The organism is Actinotalea lenta, from assembly GCF_030586465.1.
Classification (GTDB): Bacteria; Actinomycetota; Actinomycetes; order Actinomycetales; family Cellulomonadaceae; genus Actinotalea; species Actinotalea lenta.
Window position 1 is genome coordinate 2,661,864 of sequence record NZ_JAUQYP010000001.1, and the last position, 19,840, is coordinate 2,681,703.

22 protein-coding genes and 2 tRNA genes are annotated in these 19,840 nt (G+C 71.7%); 18 read left to right on the top strand and 6 right to left on the bottom strand.

Annotation, left to right across the window (positions count from 1 at the left end; all coding sequences use genetic code 11):
• The first annotated feature begins 29 nt into the window (after nucleotides 1–29).
• The 5 genes from Q6348_RS12730 to Q6348_RS12750 all read left to right on the top strand — a co-directional run bounded on the left by Q6348_RS12730 (nucleotide 30) and on the right by Q6348_RS12750 (nucleotide 4,020).
• Nucleotides 30–971, top strand: a complete 942-nt coding sequence (locus Q6348_RS12730; protein WP_304601649.1) for an ACP S-malonyltransferase — start codon at nucleotides 30–32, stop codon at nucleotides 969–971.
• Nucleotides 968–1,963 carry a beta-ketoacyl-ACP synthase III gene (locus tag Q6348_RS12735; RefSeq protein ID WP_304601650.1) on the top strand — a complete coding sequence of 332 codons (996 nt, stop codon included), beginning with the start codon at nucleotides 968–970 and terminating at the stop codon, nucleotides 1,961–1,963. The genes Q6348_RS12730 and Q6348_RS12735 overlap by 4 nt, the downstream gene beginning before the upstream one ends.
• 51 nt (nucleotides 1,964–2,014) lie before the next feature.
• Nucleotides 2,015–2,263 (top strand): acyl carrier protein, encoded by a 249-nt coding sequence (locus Q6348_RS12740; RefSeq protein WP_304601651.1) that lies wholly within the window; start codon nucleotides 2,015–2,017, stop codon nucleotides 2,261–2,263.
• 84 nt (nucleotides 2,264–2,347) lie between these two features.
• Nucleotides 2,348–3,583 carry a beta-ketoacyl-[acyl-carrier-protein] synthase family protein gene (locus Q6348_RS12745; protein ID WP_304601652.1) on the top strand — a complete coding sequence of 412 codons (1,236 nt, stop codon included), beginning with the start codon at nucleotides 2,348–2,350 and terminating at the stop codon, nucleotides 3,581–3,583.
• A 47-nt stretch (nucleotides 3,584–3,630) separates the two neighbouring features.
• Entirely contained in the window at nucleotides 3,631–4,020 is a 390-nt protein-coding gene (locus tag Q6348_RS12750) for a PLD nuclease N-terminal domain-containing protein (RefSeq protein ID WP_304601653.1), read from the top strand.
• 3 nt (nucleotides 4,021–4,023) lie between these two features.
• Here the strand turns inward: Q6348_RS12750 and Q6348_RS12755 are convergent, their stop codons facing one another.
• Nucleotides 4,024–4,509, bottom strand: coding sequence for a DUF3145 domain-containing protein (locus Q6348_RS12755; RefSeq protein WP_304601654.1), 486 nt, complete (start codon nucleotides 4,507–4,509; stop codon nucleotides 4,024–4,026).
• A gap of 136 nt (nucleotides 4,510–4,645) precedes the next feature.
• Nucleotides 4,646–5,137 carry a peptide deformylase gene (def, locus tag Q6348_RS12760; RefSeq protein ID WP_304601655.1) on the bottom strand — a complete coding sequence of 164 codons (492 nt, stop codon included), beginning with the start codon at nucleotides 5,135–5,137 and terminating at the stop codon, nucleotides 4,646–4,648.
• Nucleotides 5,138–5,224: 87 nt separating this feature from the next.
• On the opposite strand from def, the gene Q6348_RS12765 reads away from it, so the two are divergent.
• From Q6348_RS12765 to Q6348_RS12775, 3 genes are all read left to right on the top strand, one after another.
• Nucleotides 5,225–5,482, top strand: coding sequence for a YtxH domain-containing protein (locus Q6348_RS12765; RefSeq protein ID WP_304601656.1), 258 nt, complete (start codon nucleotides 5,225–5,227; stop codon nucleotides 5,480–5,482).
• Nucleotides 5,479–5,667, top strand: coding sequence for a hypothetical protein (locus Q6348_RS12770; protein WP_304601657.1), 189 nt, complete (start codon nucleotides 5,479–5,481; stop codon nucleotides 5,665–5,667). Before Q6348_RS12765 ends, Q6348_RS12770 begins: the two co-directional genes overlap by 4 nt.
• A gap of 376 nt (nucleotides 5,668–6,043) precedes the next feature.
• On the top strand, nucleotides 6,044–7,072 hold the full coding sequence (locus tag Q6348_RS12775) for a right-handed parallel beta-helix repeat-containing protein (RefSeq protein WP_304601658.1): 1,029 nt from the start codon (nucleotides 6,044–6,046) through the stop codon (nucleotides 7,070–7,072).
• A 78-nt stretch (nucleotides 7,073–7,150) separates the two neighbouring features.
• Here the strand turns inward: Q6348_RS12775 and Q6348_RS12780 are convergent, their stop codons facing one another.
• Together Q6348_RS12780 and Q6348_RS12785 are read right to left on the bottom strand one after the other, a co-directional pair.
• A complete protein-coding gene (locus Q6348_RS12780) occupies nucleotides 7,151–7,360 on the bottom strand; it encodes a hypothetical protein (protein ID WP_304601659.1) in 210 nt (69 codons plus the stop codon).
• A 55-nt stretch (nucleotides 7,361–7,415) separates the two neighbouring features.
• Nucleotides 7,416–7,489: transfer RNA gene (locus Q6348_RS12785), tRNA-Ile, on the bottom strand.
• 99 nt (nucleotides 7,490–7,588) lie between these two features.
• Between Q6348_RS12785 and Q6348_RS12790 the strand changes: the two genes are divergently transcribed.
• Together Q6348_RS12790 and Q6348_RS12795 are read left to right on the top strand one after the other, a co-directional pair.
• Entirely contained in the window at nucleotides 7,589–8,368 is a 780-nt protein-coding gene (locus Q6348_RS12790) for an SDR family oxidoreductase (protein WP_304601660.1), read from the top strand.
• A gap of 33 nt (nucleotides 8,369–8,401) precedes the next feature.
• Entirely contained in the window at nucleotides 8,402–8,887 is a 486-nt protein-coding gene (locus Q6348_RS12795) for a hypothetical protein (RefSeq protein WP_304601661.1), read from the top strand.
• On the opposite strand, the gene Q6348_RS12800 is transcribed toward Q6348_RS12795, so the two are convergent.
• Nucleotides 8,819–10,480, bottom strand: a complete 1,662-nt coding sequence (locus Q6348_RS12800) for a sensor domain-containing diguanylate cyclase (protein WP_304601662.1) — start codon at nucleotides 10,478–10,480, stop codon at nucleotides 8,819–8,821. The two genes, Q6348_RS12795 and Q6348_RS12800, sit on opposite strands and share 69 nt — an antisense overlap.
• Nucleotides 10,481–10,573: 93 nt before the next feature.
• Between Q6348_RS12800 and Q6348_RS12805 the strand changes: the two genes are divergently transcribed.
• The 8 genes from Q6348_RS12805 to Q6348_RS12840 all read left to right on the top strand — a co-directional run bounded on the left by Q6348_RS12805 (nucleotide 10,574) and on the right by Q6348_RS12840 (nucleotide 19,424).
• Nucleotides 10,574–10,646 (top strand) — tRNA-Asn (locus tag Q6348_RS12805).
• 229 nt (nucleotides 10,647–10,875) lie between these two features.
• Nucleotides 10,876–11,904, top strand: coding sequence for a LacI family DNA-binding transcriptional regulator (locus Q6348_RS12810; RefSeq protein ID WP_304601663.1), 1,029 nt, complete (start codon nucleotides 10,876–10,878; stop codon nucleotides 11,902–11,904).
• Nucleotides 11,905–12,266: 362 nt separating this feature from the next.
• Nucleotides 12,267–13,595, top strand: a complete 1,329-nt coding sequence (locus Q6348_RS12815) for an ABC transporter substrate-binding protein (RefSeq protein ID WP_304601664.1) — start codon at nucleotides 12,267–12,269, stop codon at nucleotides 13,593–13,595.
• A gap of 62 nt (nucleotides 13,596–13,657) precedes the next feature.
• Nucleotides 13,658–14,599, top strand: coding sequence for a carbohydrate ABC transporter permease (locus Q6348_RS12820; RefSeq protein ID WP_304601665.1), 942 nt, complete (start codon nucleotides 13,658–13,660; stop codon nucleotides 14,597–14,599).
• Nucleotides 14,600–15,388, top strand: a complete 789-nt coding sequence (locus Q6348_RS12825) for a carbohydrate ABC transporter permease (RefSeq protein WP_304601666.1) — start codon at nucleotides 14,600–14,602, stop codon at nucleotides 15,386–15,388.
• A gap of 10 nt (nucleotides 15,389–15,398) precedes the next feature.
• On the top strand, nucleotides 15,399–15,767 hold the full coding sequence (locus Q6348_RS12830) for a tautomerase family protein (protein WP_304601667.1): 369 nt from the start codon (nucleotides 15,399–15,401) through the stop codon (nucleotides 15,765–15,767).
• Nucleotides 15,768–15,777: 10 nt separating this feature from the next.
• Nucleotides 15,778–16,803: an NAD-dependent epimerase/dehydratase family protein gene (locus tag Q6348_RS12835; RefSeq protein ID WP_304601668.1), complete on the top strand. Its 1,026-nt coding sequence runs from the start codon at nucleotides 15,778–15,780 to the stop codon at nucleotides 16,801–16,803.
• Entirely contained in the window at nucleotides 16,803–19,424 is a 2,622-nt protein-coding gene (locus Q6348_RS12840) for a family 78 glycoside hydrolase catalytic domain (RefSeq protein WP_304601669.1), read from the top strand. Before Q6348_RS12835 ends, Q6348_RS12840 begins: the two co-directional genes overlap by 1 nt.
• Nucleotides 19,425–19,471: 47 nt before the next feature.
• Here Q6348_RS12840 and Q6348_RS12845 read toward each other — a convergent pair whose 3' ends face one another.
• Nucleotides 19,472–19,783 carry a hypothetical protein gene (locus Q6348_RS12845; protein ID WP_304601671.1) on the bottom strand — a complete coding sequence of 104 codons (312 nt, stop codon included), beginning with the start codon at nucleotides 19,781–19,783 and terminating at the stop codon, nucleotides 19,472–19,474.
• Nucleotides 19,784–19,840 lie beyond the last annotated feature (57 nt).

The window sequence follows — 19,840 nt, forward strand, 5'->3', positions numbered from 1 at the left end:
AACCGGACTCGGGCGGGCAGAGTGGGCAGGTGCTCGCCATCGTCTGCCCTGGACAGGGCTCTCAGACCCCCGGGTTCCTCGCGCCGTGGCTCGAGCTGCCGTCGCTCGCTGAGCGGCTCGGCGAGCTGTCCCGGGCCGCAGGGGTCGACCTGCTCGCGCACGGCACCACCTCCGATGCCGACACCATCCGGGACACCGCGGTCGCGCAGCCACTCATCGTCTCCGCGTCGCTGCTCACCCTCGAGGCCGTGCTCGACGGCCGCCCGGCCACCGAGCTGGTGGGCGTGACGGCGGGGCACTCGGTGGGTGAGCTCGCCGCAGCGGTCGTCGCCGGCGTCCTGGACGGACCGCGGGCCGTGACCCTGGTGGGTGCGCGCGCCCGAGCCATGGCCGACGCCGCAGCGCGCGTCCCCACCGGCATGAGCGCCGTCGTCGGCGGTGACATGTCCGACGTGCTGGCCGCGATCGAGTCCGCCGGCGCCCACCCCGCCAACGTCAACGGAGGGGGCCAGGTCGTCGCCGCAGGCACCCTGGAGGCGCTGGCCTCGCTGGCCGACACGCCACCGGCCCGCGCCCGGGTCATCCCGCTGCAGGTCGCGGGTGCGTTCCACACGCCGTTCATGGAGCCGGCGCTTGAGCCCTTCGGTGCGGCGGCCGCCGCCACGGACGCCGCCGAACCGGCGCTCCCCTGGCTCTCCGACCTCGACGGGCGCGCGATGCCGGCGGACGGGCGCGCCGCGCTGGACCGGCTCGTCCAGCAGGTGGTCGCCCCGGTGCGGTGGGACCTGGTGTGCGAGGGTCTGGTCGAGCTGGGCGTGACGGGGCTGGTCGAGCTCGCACCAGCGGGCGTGCTCACCGGCCTGGCCCGGCGTACCCTGCCCGGGGTCGAGACGGTCGCGGTGAAGACGCCCGACGACCTTCTCGCCGCGCACGACCTCATCACCCGGCACGCCCACAAGGAGATCGCGTGACCACGCTCCAGCAGGCAAGCGGGCCCCAGTACTCGCGCATCCTCGGCCTGGGCGGGGTGCGCGGCGAGAACGTCGTGACCAACGACGACGTCGCCGGGCCCATCAACAGCTCCGACGAGTGGATCCGGCAGCGGACCGGCATCGCCACCCGACGTCGCGCAGGCGCCGAGACCGACGTCCTGGACCTCTCGGAGCAGGCCGCCCGTGCCGCGCTCGAGGCCGCCGGGCTCACCGGTGCGGACCTCGACGTCGTGCTGGTGTCCACGGTGACGTACTTCCACCAGACCCCGTCCGCGGCTGCGATCCTCGCCGACCGCTTGGGTGCCACGCCCGCGGCCGCCTACGACATCTCCGCGGCCTGCGCGGGCTACAGCTACGGCATCGGGCAGGCCGACGCGATGGTCCGCTCGGGCCTGGCCCGGCACGTGCTGGTGATCGGCGCGGAGAAGATGAGTGACTTCATCGACCCGACCGACCGGTCCATCAGCTTCCTGCTCGGCGACGGCGCCGGCGCTGCCGTGGTCGGGCCGTCGGACTCCCCCGGCATCGGCCCGACCGTCTGGGGCTCCGACGGCAGCAAGGCGCCACTGATCACCCAGACCTTGTCGCTGCCCGAGGCCGTCGCGGCCGGAGAGATGCCGACCCTGCGCCAGGAGGGCGCGAGCGTGTTCAAGTGGGCGGTGTGGCAGATGGCGCCGGTCGCCCTGGAGGCGATCAAGGCCGCGGGGCTGACGCCGCAGGACATCCAGGTCTTCGTCCCGCATCAGGCCAACATGCGGATCATCGACCAGATGATCAAGCAGCTCGGGCTCCCCGAGGGCGTCGTGGTGGGCCGGGACATCGCCGAGACCGGCAACACGTCCGCCGCGTCCATCCCGCTGGCCGTCGAGCGTCTGCTGCGCGAGGGCCAGGCCCACAGCGGCGACCTCTGCCTGCAGATCGGCTTCGGCGCGGGGCTTGTCTACGCCGCCCAGGTCGTCGTCCTCCCGTAGTTCCGCGGCGACCGTCCGGTCGTCGTCCTCCCCACCATCAAGGAGCGCTCCATGGCGTACAGCGAGCAGGAGATCCTGGCCGGGCTGGCCGAGATCGTCAGCGAGGAGACCGGGCTCCCGGCCGACTCCGTCTCGACCGAGAAGTCGTTCACCGACGACCTGGACATCGACTCGCTGTCGATGATGACCATCGTCACGCTCGCCGAGGAGAAGTTCTCGGTGCGCATCCCGGACGACGAGGTCAAGAACCTCGCAACCGTGGGCGACGCCGTCTCCTACATCAACGGCGCCCAGTCCTGACCATCGGCTGAGCCCCGCCCCGTCGATCGACGGGGCGGGCCACCCGTGGGCGGCCGCGCCCACCACCCCTGGAGGTCATCCCCCATGCGAGACGTCGTCGTCACCGGACTCGGCGCCACCACCCCGCTCGGCGGGGATGTCGCCTCGACCTGGCAAGCCGTGCTGGCCGGGACCTCCGGCGCCAGGCCGCTCGACCCGGCGTGGGTGGAGACCTACCAGCTGCCGGTGACGTTCGCGGCGACGCTCGCGGTCCCTGCCGCGGACGTCCTCCCGAGGCCCGAGATCAAGCGGATGGACCCCTCGGCGCAGTACGCGATCGTGGCCACCCGCGAGGCGTGGGCCCATGCCGGAGCCCCGGACGTCGAGCCCGAGCGGCTGGGCGCCGTGGTGTCCTCCGGCATCGGCGGGATCTGGACGACGCTCGAGGGGTGGGACACGCTGCGCGAGAAGGGCGCCCGCCGCGTCCTTCCGATGACGGTGCCGATGCTGATGCCGAACTCCCCGGCCGCCTACGTGGAGCTCGAGCTGGGCGCCCGGGCCGGCGCGCACGCGCTGGTGTCGGCGTGCGCCTCGGGTGCCGAGGCCATCGGCTACGCCGCTGAGATGATCCGCTCGGGCCGCGCCGACGTCGTGGTCGCCGGCGGTACCGAGGCGGCCATCCACCCGATGCCGATCGCCTCGTTCGCCGCGTCGCGAACGCTGTCGACCCGCAACGACGACCCGCAGGGCGCCTCGCGTCCCTACGACACCGAACGTGACGGCTTCGTGCTCGGCGAGGGCGCGGGCATCGTGGTCCTGGAGAGCGCCGAGCACGCCGCAGCCCGCGGGGCCACGGTCCACGGTCGCATCGCCGGTATCGGTCTGTCCTCGGACGGCTACCACATGACCTCCCCCGAGCCGAGCGGCCGCGGCCAGATCGCGGCCATGCGGTCCGCGCTCGCCGACGCCGAGGTCGCGGCGTCCGAGGTGGTGCACGTGAACGCGCACGCCACCTCCACGGTCGTCGGGGACCTCATCGAGGCCCGCAGCATCCGCGAGGTCCTCGGGGCCGACGCGGACCACGTGCGGCTCTCGGCGACCAAGTCGATGACCGGCCACCTGCTGGGCGGCGCCGGTGCGCTGGAGACCATCTTCACGATCCTGGCACTGCGCGAGCGCACCGCCCCGCCCACGATCAACGTGACCTCGCCCGACCCCGAGCTGGTCCTGGACCTGGTGCGCGACAACCCGCGGGAGCTCCCGCACGGTCCGATCGCGGCGATCAACAACTCGTTCGGCTTCGGCGGCCACAACGTGGCCCTGGTGGTCACCAGCGCCTGAGGCGTCCCCCGCGGGTACGCTCGACGGTAGAACTCTGGAGGACCACCGTGCTGCGCTTCCTGGCGATCATCGAGCTCGTGCTGATGATCTACGCCCTCGTGCACTGCGTGCAGGCCGGCGACGCCGTGCGCAACCTGCCGCGGTGGGCCTGGGTCGTGCTCATCGTGCTGGTCCCGATGGTCGGCGCGATCGTCTACCTGATCGCTGGTCGCCCGACGTCCGGCGCGCCGCGGCCCGTGCCGTGGCCGGCAACCCGGACCGCGGGGTCCCCCGAGTACGAGCGCTCGCCGCGCGGACCCGACGACGATCCGGAGTTCCTCGCGGGCCTGCGCGCGTCGGACGCCAAGCACGAGCAGATGCTCAAGGACTGGGAGGCGCAGCTGCGGGAACGCGAGGAGCGGCTGCGCAAGTCGGAGAACGGCGACGACGAAGGCTGACTCTCACCCGACCCGGTGCAGCCAACGAACCGGCGCCCCGGCCCCGGCGTACCGGAACGGCTCCAGCTCGTCGTCCCACGCCCGGCCGAGGGCCAGGTCGAGCTCGTGCAGCATGTCAGGGCTCTCCATGGCGGCCCGGATGCGGTCCTCGGGAAGCATGGTGTTGCCGTGCACGTCGATGGGCGCGTGGAAGATGCCGAGCTCGGGCGTGTGGCACCACCGGCCGCCGTCCACCCCATGGCTGGGCTCCTCGGTGACCTCGTAGCGCAGGTGGGCCCACCCGCGCAGTGCGGAGGTCAGACGCGCCCCGGTGCCGGCCCCACCCTGCCAGCTCGCCTCGGCACGGTACGTGCCGGGGTCGGCCGGCTGCGGGGTCCAGTCCAGCGACAGGCGCACGCCCAAGACCCCGCCGGCCGCCCACTCAATGTGGGGGCACAGGGCGCGGGGCGCTGAGTGCACGAAGAACACACCGCGCGTCAGGCTCGCCATCTTGTCCTCCTGGATCGGGGGTCGTCTTCCCCTACGCCCTCGATCGTGGAGGTCACCGGCGCGCACTCGCGGTGCTCGCGCCCAGCATGCCCGATGGCTCGCCGGGACGCCAGCAGCCGCGCCGAATCGGCGGTCCTCAGCCGAGCTGCTCGCGCATGGCGCGCATCGCCTTCTTGCGCACCGAGCGCTCGAGGCGGTCGAGGTACAGCGTGCCGTCCAGGTGGTCGCACTCGTGCTGCAGGGCGCGTGCCATCAGCTCGGTGCCCTCGACGACGACCTTCGATCCGTCCAGGTCCATGCCCTCGACGCGCGCGTACCAGGCTCGGCGCGTCGGATACCACAGGCCCGGCACGGACAGGCAGCCTTCCTCACCCTCCTGGTACTCGTCCTCGGAGACCTCGACCAGGACCGGGTTGAGGACGTAGCCGACCTCGTCCTCGATGTTCCAGGAGAACGCGCGCAGGCTCACGCCGATCTGGTTGGCGGCCAGGCCCGCCCGCCCCTCGTGGTCGACCGTCTCGAGAAGGTCGTCGACCAGACCGCGTACCCGGTCGTCGATCTCGGTGACCGGCTCGCACGGGGTGCGAAGCACGGGGTCGCCCACCACGCGGATCTCTCGCATCGCCATGGCCCCATGTTCCCATGCCGCCCGCGTCCGCACGGCCGTCCGGCGCGGCACGCCCTAGGCTGGGTCGCCGAGCGAAGGAGGATCGCGATGCGCAGCAAGGCAGCCTTCCTGGCGGGAGGCCTGATCGGCTACGTCCTGGGCACCCGGGCCGGCCGGGAGCAGTTCGACCGGATCACCGCCTCGGCCAAGCGGGTCTGGGACGACCCGCGCGTGCAGGAGAAGGTCGCCGACGTGGGCCAGCGGGCCAGCTCGTTCGTCCAGGACGTGGCACCCGAGGTCACCGAGAAGATCGGCGACGCAGTCCGCCAGTCGGGCAGCGCCGCGCGGGGCAACGGGTCGGTGTGATCCTCACGGCCCTCGGTGCCGTCGGCACGCTCGGCGGCGCCGTCGCATTCGTGCTCGCCTTCCGGCGTGGTCAGGCGGACGACCACGTCGGCGAGCGCCGGCTGTTCCGGTGGGCCGTGGCCGGCATGGCCCTCGGCATGCTGCTCTTCGCCGCCGCCCTGCTCACGGCTCCGCACGGCGGCTGAGGGGCCGCACCTCTCGATCGGCGGCCGCCCCCACCGGCTCGATCTCCCGAAACACCTCAGGTTCGCCGCGTCCCGGACGATCGCCGAGGCGATGCGTCATCCTCGACTGCGGTTCGCCGCTCTCCTTGCCCTTCCGGTCGCCCTCGCCGGTCTCGTCTCCGTGGCGACCGGCCCGATCGAGGCGACGGCGGCCGCCGCGACCCCCGCCGCGGTGCCAGCGGCCGTCCAACGGCAGGCTGCTGCTGTCCCCACCCCCGCGCAGCGGGCCGACCCGGCGCCCCCGCCGACGGACCGCCAGACGCCAGGGCCCACCGCTCCTGCACCACCGGTGCCAACGAGCGCGGCCGGCCCCACGGGCGGCGGGGAGGGCACGACGGTGACCGTCCCCGACCGTCCCGGCGAGCAGCAGGGTGCCCTGGGAGAGCTCACCGAGGCTGCTGCAGTGCCCACCGTGGTCGATGAGCAGGGCTACGCGCCCGGCGAGAGCACGCTGACTCCCGTTGCGGACGGCGCCACCCCGGTGACGGTGAGCACGAGCGGCGAGCTGGATGACGCGCTGGCGCAGGCGCGGCCCGGGACCACCATCGTGCTGGCGGACGGCGTCTACACCAGCACTCACCCGTTCACCATCACCACGGCCTGCACAGCGGCGGAACCGTGCACGCTGCGCGGCGGGGCCGCGGCCGTCGTGGAGGGCGGCGGACCCGACGGGCACTACGCCCTGCACCTGGACGGCGCGGACCACTGGGCGCTCACCGGGTTCTCCGTCCGCGCGGCGAGCAAGGGGGTGATGCTGGACGACACCGCCCACACGGTGCTCGACGGGCTGGACGTGTCCCAGATCGGGGCGGAGGCCATCCACCTGCGCTCCTCCTCCAGCGACAACGTGGTACGCGGGTGCTCGGTGCACGACACGGGGCTGGTGGCCCCGCAGTACGGCGAGGGGATCTACGTCGGCTCGGCGGTGTCGAACTGGGACCGGTACTCGGGCGGCGCGCCCGACGCCAGCGACCGCAACGAGCTGATCGGCAACCACGTGTGGGCCACGGGTGCCGAGAACATCGACATCAAGGAGGGCACGACCGGGGGCGTGCTGCGGGACAACGTGTTCGACGGGACGGGCATGTCCGGTCTCAACGGCGCGGACTCCTGGGTCGACGTCAAGGGCAACGCCTGGACCATCGCCGGTAACGACGGCACGCACGCGCTGCGCGACGGCTTCCAGACCCACGTCGCCGCCCCCGGCTGGGGCGAGCGCAACGTGTTCACGGGAAACCGGGCGCAGGTCGACGCCACCGGGTACGGCTTCCGCATCCAGGACGCCTCGAGCACCGGCAACGTGGTGCGCTGCGACAACGTCGTGACGGGGGCGGAGGCGGGGACGTCCAACCAGGCGTGCTCGTGAAGGCTGCCGCCGCCGGCAGCGCACCCGGGTCACCGGCGCGCCGTTGCCGGCCGGCGACCCAGAGCGCCGGCCCCGGGCTCACACCAGGTGCGGGGCGAAGAACCGATCGCCGGCGTCGCGCTTCCGGTATTCGCGCCGAAGTCTCCACGTTGACGCGTGCAGGCTCTGCGCGTCGAACCAGTGGTAGTTGCGCCCGGTGTTCAACGTCTCCGACCCCATGAACGAGAGCTCGGCGCCGAGCAGGATCGACCTCGCTGCAGGGATCGCGAGGAGGAGACCCGCACTCACCGGACCTTCATCCGGGCACGTCCGCGTGATGCGACGGCTGGTGGACGTGGACCGGTGGGCCAGGCGGGGCTCGAACCCGCGACCGACGGATTATGAGTCCGCTGCTCTGACCGGCTGAGCTACTGGCCCGTGATCGGTCAGGTTACCGGGCCGGGCGCCCTTGACCGTGACACCCGACCCGCCAAGGATGGACATACCCCCGGGGGTGTCACCGACGAGGAGGTTGGGATGGCACGGACATCTGTGGTCACCGGTGCAGCATCGGGCATCGGCAAGGCCACCAAGGAGCTGCTCGAGTCCCGCGGAGAACGCGTCATCGGTGTCGACCTGCACGACGCGGACGTGCTGGTCGACCTGACGACGGCCGACGGCCGACGCGCCCTGGTCGGCACTGTCGCGGACCTCACCGACTCGCTCGACGCCGTGTACGCGATCGCGGGGCTGGCGACGCCGGTCCCCGCGACGGTCGGCGTCAACTTCTTCGGCATGGTCGCCACCCTCGAAGGGCTGCGCCCGATGCTCACGACGTCGGCGTCGCCGCGCGCGGTGGGCGTGTCCTCGATGGCGAGCCTCATGCCCGTGGACGACGAGCTCGTGGCGGCCATGGCGGCGGGCGACGAACCGGCAGCCCTGGCACGCGCCGCGGTCCTCGCCCGCGAGCCCGAGACCACCGGAGCCCTGATCTACGGTTCGACCAAGAAGGCATTCGCGCAGTGGGTCCGGCGGTCTGCCGCGACCGAGGCGTGGGCCGGGGCCTCGATCCCGCTCAACGCGGTGGCACCGGGGATCATCGCGACGCCGATGACGGCCGACATGATCGCCACCGAGGAAGCCCGCACCCAGCTCCTGCAGATGGTGCCGATGCCGCTCAACGGCGTCGCGGAACCCATCGTCGTCGCGCGACTGCTCACCTGGCTCGGAGGCGAGGAGAACACGCACCTGTGCGGCCAGGTCGTCTTCGTGGACGGCGGCAGCGACGCGGTGATCCGCGGCGACTCGACCTGGTGACGCCCCCCTGCGGGCCCGGGTTAGGTTGGGGCCATGGCCCGCATGCCCCTGCACGTGCCCGACGAGGTGCGCACCGCGCTCGACCTCGACGAGCCGGCCCTGACCTTCGCGCCGTTCGAGGGTGGTTGGGCAGTCGCGACACGGTCGGGCCTGCACCTCCTGCGTGACGGTACGGCCCTGCACCGCCGCTGGACGGACGTCGACGGGGCGAGTCTGGACGGCGACTCCGGCGAGCTCGAGATCCGCTGGGTCGACGGCACGCCGCCCGCCCGGTTCGTCGTCGACGCCGGCAGCAGGCTCCCCCGCGTGGTGCACGACCGTGTCCAGAACTCCGTCGTCCTCGCCGAGACCGTGAGCGTCCCGGGCGACCGCAAGCTCCGCGTCGCGCTGCGCAGGTCCGCGGATGGCGCCCTGTTCAGCCAGGTCATCGGCAACGGCCGCGTCGACCTGTCAGACCCCGCTGTGGCCCAGGTGGTCGACGCCGCCGAGGCGCGGGTACGAGAAGCCGCGGGGCTCTAGTCCGGACGGCCGGTCACTGCGCTGGGTCGGCACGACTGCACGCTCGGCGCAGACCGTCCTGTCCCGCCCGGTCCGCTTCGCCTCGTGCAGCGCGGCGTCAGCGGCGTCGAGCAGCGCGTCGCCGTCGTCGGCCCGCGCGCACCACGTCGCCACGCCGGCACTCACGGTGATCTCCACCATGCCTTCCCTGGCCGGGACCGCGAGCCGCGCGCAGCCGTGTCGCAGCTCCTCCGCCACGGCACGCGCACCCTCCGGCTCGACCCCGCTCAGCAGCACCAGGAACTCCGCACCGCCGTACCGGACGACCTCGCCACCGGCCGCCCGTGCGCGGGATGCGAGCACCTGGGCCACCGCGACCAGGACACGGTCACCGGCGGCATGGCCGTACGTGGCGTTGACCCGCTTGAGGTGGTCGATGTCGACCATGATCGCTGCGACGCGTTCGCCCCGCGCGAGCAGTGCCGGCAGCCGCTGGGACAGGTAACGGCGGTTGCGCAGGCCCGTGGCCGAGTCGTGCAGCACCCGCTCCGCCAGCTCCGCCCGGAGCCGGTCACCGGCCGCGACCGCGTGCGCCAGCTCCTCGTGAGCGCGTGCCAGTCTGGCCCGGCTCTCCGCAGCGGCACTCACGTCACGCAGCACCACCAGGTGGCAGAGTAGGCGCCCCAGGTGGTCCGTCATCGGTGCGCTGCTCACCTCCAGCACCCGTCGCCCTGCGCCGACCTCGACCACATACTCTCCGGGGCCCGCCCCCACCGCATCAGCGAGGGCCGCGGACGACGACCGCAGCGAACGTCCCACGGGCCGGCCGTTCCCGAGCAGCTCCCGCGCAACCCGGTTCGCGTCCACGAGCACACCGTCGGGGTCCAGCACCAGGATCGCGTCCGCCAGCACCTCGAAGACCTGCGCACGGGCCACGGGCACGACCCGGTCCAGGCCCCGCCGCAGGAGCACCCCCGCGAGCAGCCCGCTCGCCGCGAGCAGGGGGGCCACGGGGTCAGGGCCACCGGGGCCGAGCACCAGACCTACGCCGGCACCCAGCGCAGGCACTGCCCAGGCGGCCAGCGCGGCCGATACGAGCGGGGTTCGCAGGACCGGGGCCGTCCGGCGTCGTCGTGCGATCGCAAACCCGCTCACACCGAGCAAGCCGAACGAGACGACGGCGTGAGCCCAGAACCCCGGGCCGAACGACCGACCGTCCGCACTGAGCAGGAGGTGGGTCCGGCCATCGGTGACGGCGAGTGCCAGCATCGCGGCGGGGTGCACCGACAGCGCGACACGCGCGCGCCACCCGGGCCGCCAGGTCGCGTCGGACATGCCTGCCGCCAGGCCCACCGCCGCAGCCACGACGGTGGCACCCGAGACCGCCACGCCACCGAGCGCACGACCCGGCGCTGGGCCCCCGGCGAGCACCGCGACGACGTCGGAGGCCGCCCATGCCGCGACGCCGACCAGGACGATGACGAACGCCGACCGCCTCGTCGATCGGCGAACCCGGCGCAGCACGGTACCCACCAATGCGGCCACGACCACGATGGTGAGCACGTACACGACAGCCTCGACCTGCGCGTTCACGTGCACCTCCCCGGCAGACATCACCCCTCTATCGGCCGGAGGAACGCGGCATCAACCGGTCTGGCCCTCATGTCCTGGGAACCCCTGCCGATCCGGTAGCATGGCGCTCCGCGATCCCGCGTAGCTCAATCGGCAGAGCATCTGACTGTTAATCAGAGGGTTACTGGTTCGAGTCCAGTCGCGGGAGCACCGAACGAGGGTCTGACCAGGCTGAGGCCATGGTCAGACCCTCGTGACTCACCCGGTCGTTCTCTGACATCCCCATGCCCCTCGCCCGCTCCATGGGGGCGGTGGGCCGACCGTCGGTCGCGGGGCCATCACTCAGGCGCCAGCGTGAGCAAGTTTCGTCGAGAATTTCCGGCACGACTAGCATGGGAACGACGGCGTCCGCGCCACGGACCAGCGGGAGGGGCCCCATGGCTAGCACCAACGTCACGATCGCGGACATCGCAGCGGCCGCGGGCGTGTCCGTGCCGACGGTCTCGCGCGTGCTCAACGGTCGCAAGGGCGTCTCCGCCGCGAGGCGCCAGACCATCGAGAGGCTGCTCGAGGAACGCGGGTACGAGAGGCGCGGGCGTCCGGCGCAAGGAAGTGGGCTCGTCGACTTCGTGATCTCGAGCCTCGAGTCCCAGTGGGCCAGCGCACTGCTGCGCGGCGCCCAGGCCGAGGCGGCACGGCACGGGGCGGACATGGTCGTCACCACGACCGACGGCCGGCCCATCGGCACGCCGGACTGGGTCGAGCACCTGGCGCGACGCGGGTCGGACGGCATCGTCCTCGTCGTCTCCGAGCTGCTCCCCGCCGGACGTGAGGAGCTCGAACGCCTACGGGTACCGGTGGTGCTCGTCGACCCGGTGGGCGGTGGAGCACAACCGTTCCCCACGGTGGCTGCGACCGACTGGGCCGGTGGACGCGATGCGGCGGACCACCTGCTGAGTCTCGGCCACCGCCGCATCGGCTTCATCACGGGGCCCATCCAGCAGATCTGCCACCGCGACCGCTTGGACGGCTACCAGGCTGCCCTGCGGCGCGACGGGGTCCCGGTCGACCCCGAGCTGGTGCGGCACGGCGACTCGCTGGTCGGCGGTGGGCGCCGCCTCGGCGCCGAGCTCCTGAGCCTGCCCGACCCGCCGACCGCGATCATCTCGGGTTCGGACGAGCAGGCCTACGGCGTGTACCTCGCCGCACGCGACCGTGGCCTGCGGATCCCGGAGGACCTGTCCGTGGTCGGCAACGACGACGTCGAGCTGTGCCAGTGGATCTCCCCGCAGCTCACCACGGTGCGCCAGCCGCTGGCGGCCATGGCCAGGGAGGCCACCCGGATGGTCATCGAGCTCTCCCGTGGCGGGATCCGGCCGAACCCACGCGTCGAGCTGGCCACCTCGTTGGTGCTGCGTGCGTCGACCGCGGCGCGAGACCAGTCCCTGACCGCCGGCGACCGGTAGGGCGCGGGCGCCGAGGACGGCGAAGCGCGGCCACACCGTCGGCCCCCGCCGACTGTGCCAGCCGCTCGGCCGACCGCGTCACGTGCTCGGCAGTCGATGAGACCACATCGTTATCCGCGGCTCTTGTCCGCCCGAAGACGGAACACTAGCGTGAGGTCTTGCTGAAAGTCCGCACGCAACTTTCTTTGTCGTGAGCCGCTCCAGAGGCGAGTCCCGGCCTGGGGAATCGCCCTCCGCGCGACCGCAGATCAGCTGCGTGACCTATCTCGATGATGAGAACAGAGAGGGCTAGCCAGATGTCGCTACGAACCGGAGCAGGAAGGCCGAGGACTGCCACCATCGCAACTGGGGCGGCGCTCGCCATGGTCGCCCTGGCGGCCTGCGCGGACACCTCGGGGAGCGCCCCGTCGGCATCGTCGGACGGCGGCAGCGCCGAGATGGCGACGTCCGGCGAGATCGTCTGGTGGGGCTACACCCCGGGGTCGCCCGTCAACGAGCAGTACATCGCCGCGTTCAACGAGGACTACCCGGACATCAAGGTCACCTGGAAGCAGACCTCGATCGCCGACTACGACGCCGCGATCCGCCCGGCACTGGGCAACAACACCGGCCTGGACGTGTACCAGATGTCCGCCGGCTCGGCGAACGGCGGCGTCGCGGTGTTCGGAGGCAACGCGATCGACCTCACCCCGGCGGTCGAGGAGGCGCTCGGCCCGGACTGGAAGGACAAGCTCTCCCCCACCGGCGTCAACGCGCTGACCGTGGACGGCGAGCTGAAGGCGTTGGCCGCCGGCGCGGTGTTCTCCGGCACGATCTGGATCGACCAGGACCTGTTCGACGAGTACGGGCTGTCCGCCCCGACCGACTGGGAGTCCTGGAAGAACGTCTGCCAGACCTTCGAGGCCAACGGCGTGACCTGCTTCGTGCAGGGCGCCGGTCAGGGTGCGTTCAACATCGACACGATCCACGCGATCGCCGACAACGTGTCCCCCGGCACGTTCGTCAAGGCCACCCGCGGTGAGGTGCCGTGGACCGACGCGAGCCTCGTCGAGGCCTTCGGCCTGTGGAAGAAGCTGTTCGACGAGGGGATCATGCAGCCTGGCGCCCTCGGGATGATGCAGTACCCCGAGGCCAACAACGCGTTCATGTCCCAGAAGGCCGCCATGGTGATGATGGGCACCTGGTACTCGCAGTACCTGATCCCGGACGTGATGCGCTCCGCGATGGAGGCCGCCGGCTCGACCAAGGACCCGTTCACGATGCTCCCGATCGACTTCCCTGACATCGCGGGCACCGGCAACACCGGCAGTCTCTTCGGTGACGTCGACTACGGCCAGGGCGTGAGCAAGAACTCCGCCAACAAGGGCGCCGCGACCACGTTCGCGGTCTGGCTCGGCACGTCGGAGAAGGGCCAGCAGGCCATCGCCGACAGCCTGAACCTCATCCCGGCGCTGAAGTCGGTGACCCCGAACTGGGACAACGTCACGTTGGTCAACCCCGACGCGCAGGAAGCCCCGATGAAGGACCTGGTCCAGCGGGCCTCCGCGGTCACCGACGCCCCGCGGTTCGCGACCATCAACGCCGACATGAACCAGGCGCTCATGGATGCGCTGGCCAAGGTCGCGGCCGGTGACGCCACGCCGGAGCAGGCGACGGCCGAGCTGCAGCAGGCGCAGGACAGCGTCGGCTGAGCGAGGCAGGTGGGGCGCAGCCACGGCTGCGCCCCACCCCGCGCCGGGACGAAGGGCATGTGATGACGACGAAGTCGACGACGGCCGCCGAGCCGGTACGTACCCGGCCGGGCCGCCATCCTTCCCCCACCACTCGGGGCAGGAACCGGCTCAACGGGCTGCCGTGGATCCTGCCGGCCTTCGTCTTCGTGGCCGGACTCATCTACTACTCGGTGGGCTACACGGTCTACATCTCGACCCTCGACTGGGACGGACTGTCCCCCACGGCTGTCGCGGTCGGTCTGGGCAACTACACCGACATGCTCGCCGACCCCGTGTTCTGGGCCTCGCTGCGCCACACCGCGGTGTTCTGGGCCGTCACCTTCGTGGTCCAGACGTTCCTGGGCTTCACCCTCGCGGCGATCATGCACTCGCGGGTCAGGCTCGCGACGCTGCACAAGGTGATCATCTTCATCCCGACGGTGCTCGCGCCAGCCACCATGGCGCCGGTCTTCCGGCTGTTCTTCGCCGACGACGGGATGGTCAACAACATCCTGCGGGCCGTCGGGCTGGACGCGCTGGCTCACCCATGGCTCGCCGACGCCGGCACGGCGCTCACGGTGATCATGATGATCACGATCTGGCAGTGGACCGGGCTCTGGTTCATCCTCTACTACGCCGCGATGAGCCAGATCGAGCCGGAGATCATCGAGGCGGCCCGGCTGGACCGGGCCGGCAACATCCGGACCCTGTGGTACGTCGTCTGGCCTGCCTGCCGCGGTACCACCGTCTCGCTGGCGATGCTCAGCTTCATCGGCGCCCTCAAGACGTTCGACGTGCCCTACCTGGTCACCACCGGCGGGCCTTACCACTCCACGGAGTTCCTGGGCACGTACATCTACCGACAAGGCATCCGGCAGGCCCACATCGGCTATGCGGCCTCGATCTCGATCGTCCTGCTGGTCCTGGCGATCGCGGGCGCGATCATCATCGGCCGGGCCAATCGCAGGAGGGCGGGCGAGTAGATGTTCGAGGTCCGACACCGCGGCTCGCGGATGTTGCTCCAGCTGGTGCTGGCCCTGATGACCCTGCCGTTCCTGCTGCCTCTGGTCGAGATGGTCAAGGGTGCGTTCGCGGGGGTCGGCTTCCAGAACTTCGTGGTGGTCTGGCAGACAGGCGTGGTCCCGACGTTCTTCAAGAACTCGATCTTGCTGTCGATGTCGGTCATCGCGTTGGTGTACGTGGGCTCGATGACCGCCGCGTTCGGCTTCTCCAAGCTGCGGATCCGCGGCAAGGAGATCTACTTCTGGATGATGATCGTGGCGCTCACGCTGCCCGAGGTGATCCTGCTCTCGCCGTTGTTCGTGACGTTCACCAAGCTGCAGATGTACGACACCCTCTTTGCGGTGATCCTGCCGTTGGCGGCGCTGCAGCTGCCGTTCGCGATCCTGCTGGCCCGCAACTTCTATGACGGCATCCCCTCGGAGCTGATGGACGCGAGCCGGATCGACGGGGCCAACGTCCCCCAGCTGTTCTGGCACGTGATCCTCCCGCTGACCAGGCCGATCGCCTCGGCAATCGTGGTGCTGACGCTGATCAACGCCTGGAACAGCTACCTGCTCCCTCTGGTGTTCCTCCAGGACCGCTCCAACCAGGTGGTGACGCTGCTGCCCCAGTTCTTCATCGGCCAGTACTCCAACGACCAGACGAAGATCCTCGCCGCCGCGGTGATGACCGCGATCCCGACGACCCTCGCCTACGTCCTCATGCAGAAGAACTTCGAGCGCGGCCTGTCCGCCGGCGCTCTCAAGTAAGGAGTCGTCCATGCCCACCGTCCACGTCGACCTGCGCCGCGAGCTCTTCGCCGAGAAGGGCCCCGCCATCTCGCAGGCGATCCACGCGGGGCTCGTCGAGGGTCTCGACATGCAGCCCGATGACCTGTTCCAGGCGTTCCGGCCGCACGACGAGGGCGAGCTCGTGTTCTCGCCCGACTTCGGCGGGGTGGACCGTCGAGACCTCGTCTGGCTGCGGATCACGATGGTGCACATGTACCCGCCGGACGCCAAGCAGCGACTGTACGCGGCGCTGGTCAGACACCTGGAGGCGGCCGGCCTGCGGCGCGACGACCTCCTGGTCTCGGTGGTCGAGGTCGGGTTCGAGGACTGGTATGCCGGCGGACCGGTCGGTGAGTGAGGTGCACACGATGAGCGACTACTTCAGCGTCCTGTTCGTCGGTGGCACCGGCGCGATCTCGCACTCTTGCGTCAAGGAGGCCGTCGCTCAGGGCATGCGGGTCACGGTCCTCAACCGCGGCCGGTCCTCGCGGCTGCGCAGCCTCCCCGACTCCGTCGAGGTGCTGCACGGCGACATCACCGACCCCGCCGGCGTCGAGGCGGCGCTCGGCGACCGGTGGTTCGACGCTGTCGTGAACTTCCTGTGCTACGGCGCACAGGACGCCGCGCAGAACGTCAGGCTGTTCGCCGGGCGCACGGGGCACTACGTGCACATCTCCTCGGCGTCGGTGTACCACCGACCACTGCCCAAGGGGCCGGTGAGCGAGTCGACCTACGCCCACAACCCCGAGCACGCCTACATGCGCGACAAGGTGGAGGCGGAGCGGACCTTCCTCACCGCGTTCGCCGACCAGGGCTTCCCGGTCACCATCGTGCGACCGGCGCACACCTACGACGAGGCGATCCCCCCACTCCCCGGCGGGTGGGCCGTGATCGACCGGATCGAGCGCGGCGACCCGGTGGTGGTGCACGGCGACGGCACCTCGCTGTGGACCTACACGCACGCCGCCGACCTGGCGGTCGGCCTCGTGGGCCTGCTCGGCCGGCCCAGCGCGTTCGGCGAGGCGTTCCACATCACCAGTGACGACGTGCTGAGCTGGAACCAGATCTACCTGGCGATCGGCCACGCCCTGGGCGTCGAGCCGACGCTCGTGCACCTCCCGACGGACCTCATCATGCTGGCCGAGCCGAACTGGTTCTGGTCCGGCCTGCTGGACGGAGACCTGTCGCACAGCGAGGTCTACGACACGACCAAGATCCGCAGCTATGTGCCGGGTTTCCGGCCCACGCGATCCTTCGAGCGCGAGATCTACGCGATCCTCGCGTGGCGCAGGGCTCACCCGGACCTCGCCATGGGCGACCCTGCCGAGGACGCCGTCTACACCCGGCTCGCCGAGCGCTACGAGCAGGCCAGAGCCGTCTTCGCGGCCCACTGATGCCGGCCGTCACCCGACTGCGCGCCGAGCATGTCACCGACGGCGTGGTGGGAGTCCGGACGCCCCGGCTGTCGTGGCAGGTGGTCACGACGCACCCCGGTTGGGTGCAGACCGCGTGCCAGCTGCGGGTGCGGCCCGTGGGTCCCGGTGACGGGTCGGCCGCGCGGTGCTGGCGCGAGGCGGCGCGCGTCGAGAGCGCCGACCAGGTGCTCGTCGCATGGCCGTTCGACCCCCTTGCCCCGCGTGACCGCGTCGAGGTCGCCGTCCGGGTCTGGGGCCCCGACGGAGCGAGCGAGTGGTCGGACCCGCTGGGGGTCGAGGCCGGGCTGCTCGAGCGCGACGAGTGGTCGGCCCGCCTCGTCCAGCCGCCGCGCACCGGAGACGACCGCTGCGCCTACCTTCGGCGCGAGTTCGACGCCGAAGAGGTGGTGAGCGCCCGGCTCTATGCAACAGCGCAAGGCGTGTACGAGTGCCGGCTCAACGGCGTGCCCGTGGGCCCGGACCGCCTCGCCCCGGGATGGACCAGCTACCGGCACCGGCTCCGGTACCAGGTGCACGACGTGACGACCCTGGTGCGCGCCGGCGCGAACGCCCTGGCGGTCCGGCTGGCCGACGGCTGGTGCGCCGGCCGGCTCGGCTGGTGGCGCGGCGGCCTGCGCCACCTGTACGCGGACCGCACCGGCGTGGTCGTCCAGCTCGAGCTCACGTATGCCGACGGCACCGTACGGACGGTGACCACGGACGGCGCCTGGCGCGCCGGCCGCGGTGGCATCGCGGCCACGTCCTTCTACGACGGCGAGACCTACGTCGCCGACGACGAGCCGGAAGGTTGGGAGCTGCCTGGTTTCGACGACGCCGCGTGGGCGCCCGTGGACGTCGCCGACCTGCCGGACACCGAGCTCGTCGGCCCCCAGCTCCCCTCGATCCGGGTGACCGGGTCGATGGCCGTGCGCGCGTGGCTCACCAGTCCGTCGGGCGCGACCATCGCGGACTTCGGCCAGGTGCTCACCGGGCACGTGCGGCTGCGGCTGCGCGGGAGCCCGGGCAGCGTCGTGACGCTGCGCTTCGCCGAGGTCCTCGACGCCGGTGAGCTCGCACGCCGACCTCAGCGCACCGCCGCGAACACCGACCGGGTGGCGCTCGGCGCCTCCGGGGAGCTGGACTGGGAGCCGACCTTCACGGTCCGCTCGTTCCGCTACGCGGAGGTGGACGACCCGGGCGGCGTCGTGGTGCGCGACGAGGTGGTCGGACGGACGGTCCGCAACGACCTGGCGCGCACCGGGTGGTTCGAGTGCTCCGACCCGGAGCTGGACCGGCTGCACGAGAACGCCGTGTGGGGCATCGCGGACAACATGCTCGACGTCCCCACGGACTGCATGCTGCGCGACGAGCGGCTCGGGTGGATCGGCGACGCCGCTCACGTCGCGCGCGCCGCCGGGTACCTGTACGACATGGCGGGGTTCCACGACTCGTGGCTCGCCGACCTCGCCCTGGACCAGCGGCCCAACGGCAGCCCGACCATGGTGGTTCCGGCGATCGACCTCGAGCCCTTCCCCGGCGACTACCCGGTCGCGGTGTTCGGGGACGCCGCCTGCATGGCGCCCGCCGCTGCGTACGAGCGGTACGGCGACCTGGCTCTGCTGCGCCGGCAGCTGCCGTCGATGGCGGCCTGGGCGCGCTGCGTCGGAGCCGAGACGCTCGCGGGCTTCCCCACCCCGGGCTTCCAGTTCGGGGACTGGCTGGACCCGACCGCACCCCCCGACAACCCGGAGAACGGGTTGACCGAGTACGACGTCGTGATGGCGTTGGGGGCGGTACGGTCGGCCGCGCTCGCACTCGACGCGGCACGTGCCGTGGGCGACGAGGCCGTCGAGCGCGAGATGGACGCTCTGCACGCCGACCTGCTGGCCTACGTGGACCGCGTGTACGTGACGGCCGACGGCCTGGTCGCGGGTGACTCGCAGACCGCATACGCCCTCGCCCTGCACGTGGGGGCGCTGCCGCCGGCCAAGCGCCAGGCAGCCTTCGCCCGCCTCGTCCTGCTGCTCCGGCGCCGCGGGAGGCTCCAGGCAGGCTACCCGGGGACGTACGCGCTCATGGACGTCCTGGTCGACGGGGGTCGGGCCGACCTCGCGTACCGGCTGCTCGACCACGCCGGCGTCCCCTCCTGGAGATACGCGGTGCGCCTCGGGGCGACCACGTTCTGGGAGCGCTGGGACTCGCTGCTCGCCGACGGGTCGCTCAACCCCGGCGACATGCTCTCCTTCAACCACCCGGTGTTCGCCAGCATCACCGACTGGCTGCACCGAGTGGTCGGTGGCCTCGCGCCCGCTGCCCCGGGGTACCGTCGGCTCCGGGTGGCGCCGCTCCCGGGCGGCGGACTGACGTGGGTGCGCACCGCACACGAGACGCCGTACGGCCGGGCCGAGGTCGCCTGGCGGCTGACCGACGAGTTCCGGCTCGACGTCCTCGTACCACCGGGCACGTCCGCCGACGTCGTCCTACCAGGCGACGACGCGGTACGCACGGTCGGCTCAGGCGCGCACACCTTCACCTGCCCGGCGGCCCAGGTACCCGTCGACACCGACACGGGCCCGTGGGGGGCGCACGCCCACGTGTGAACCTCGGACCACGAGATCCGACCACCGCGACGTCGCCCTCGACGGCCTCAGCGCCCGACGGTCTCCGCCAGGCGCCACCCCTCGCCGACGGGCGTCTCTCCCTCGGCCAGGTCGGCGGTCGCGACCACCACGTTCGTCCCGGTCCCGGAGACCTTCTCCCACCTGCTGCCGAAGCAGAGGTCGACCTTGAGCTCGGGTGGCTCGGGCGCCAGCGTGGCGTCCTCCACGAGCTCGGTCGTGCCGTCCTCGCCACCGGCGGTCCAGAACACCCTGGCGTGGGGGTGGTAGCTGGCCCACTCCCACTTCCACTGGCGCTGGACCTGCTCCCAGTGGCAGATGGTCTCCGTCGTCTCTGACATGTATGCCACCTCCTGGGGTGCGCGCTGCGTCGCGCACTGCTCCGATCCTGGCACTCT

Coding starts and splice junctions, on each gene's coding strand:
- Q6348_RS12810 (WP_304601663.1), top strand. CDS start 10,876: ATGGCTAGCACCAACGTCACGATCGCGGACATCGCAGCGGCCGCGGGC.
- Q6348_RS12740 (WP_304601651.1), top strand. CDS start 2,015: ATGGCGTACAGCGAGCAGGAGATCCTGGCCGGGCTGGCCGAGATCGTC.
- Q6348_RS12755 (WP_304601654.1), bottom strand. CDS start 4,509: ATGGCGAGCCTGACGCGCGGTGTGTTCTTCGTGCACTCAGCGCCCCGC.
- Q6348_RS12815 (WP_304601664.1), top strand. CDS start 12,267: ATGGTCGCCCTGGCGGCCTGCGCGGACACCTCGGGGAGCGCCCCGTCG.
- Q6348_RS12765 (WP_304601656.1), top strand. CDS start 5,225: ATGCGCAGCAAGGCAGCCTTCCTGGCGGGAGGCCTGATCGGCTACGTC.
- Q6348_RS12795 (WP_304601661.1), top strand. CDS start 8,402: ATGGCCCGCATGCCCCTGCACGTGCCCGACGAGGTGCGCACCGCGCTC.
- def (WP_304601655.1), bottom strand. CDS start 5,137: ATGGCGATGCGAGAGATCCGCGTGGTGGGCGACCCCGTGCTTCGCACC.
- Q6348_RS12800 (WP_304601662.1), bottom strand. CDS start 10,480: ATGTCTGCCGGGGAGGTGCACGTGAACGCGCAGGTCGAGGCTGTCGTG.
- Q6348_RS12745 (WP_304601652.1), top strand. CDS start 2,348: ATGCGAGACGTCGTCGTCACCGGACTCGGCGCCACCACCCCGCTCGGC.
- Q6348_RS12820 (WP_304601665.1), top strand. CDS start 13,658: ATGACGACGAAGTCGACGACGGCCGCCGAGCCGGTACGTACCCGGCCG.
- Q6348_RS12835 (WP_304601668.1), top strand. CDS start 15,778: ATGAGCGACTACTTCAGCGTCCTGTTCGTCGGTGGCACCGGCGCGATC.
- Q6348_RS12840 (WP_304601669.1), top strand. CDS start 16,803: ATGCCGGCCGTCACCCGACTGCGCGCCGAGCATGTCACCGACGGCGTG.
- Q6348_RS12790 (WP_304601660.1), top strand. CDS start 7,589: ATGGCACGGACATCTGTGGTCACCGGTGCAGCATCGGGCATCGGCAAG.
- Q6348_RS12845 (WP_304601671.1), bottom strand. CDS start 19,783: ATGTCAGAGACGACGGAGACCATCTGCCACTGGGAGCAGGTCCAGCGC.
- Q6348_RS12830 (WP_304601667.1), top strand. CDS start 15,399: ATGCCCACCGTCCACGTCGACCTGCGCCGCGAGCTCTTCGCCGAGAAG.
- Q6348_RS12825 (WP_304601666.1), top strand. CDS start 14,600: ATGTTCGAGGTCCGACACCGCGGCTCGCGGATGTTGCTCCAGCTGGTG.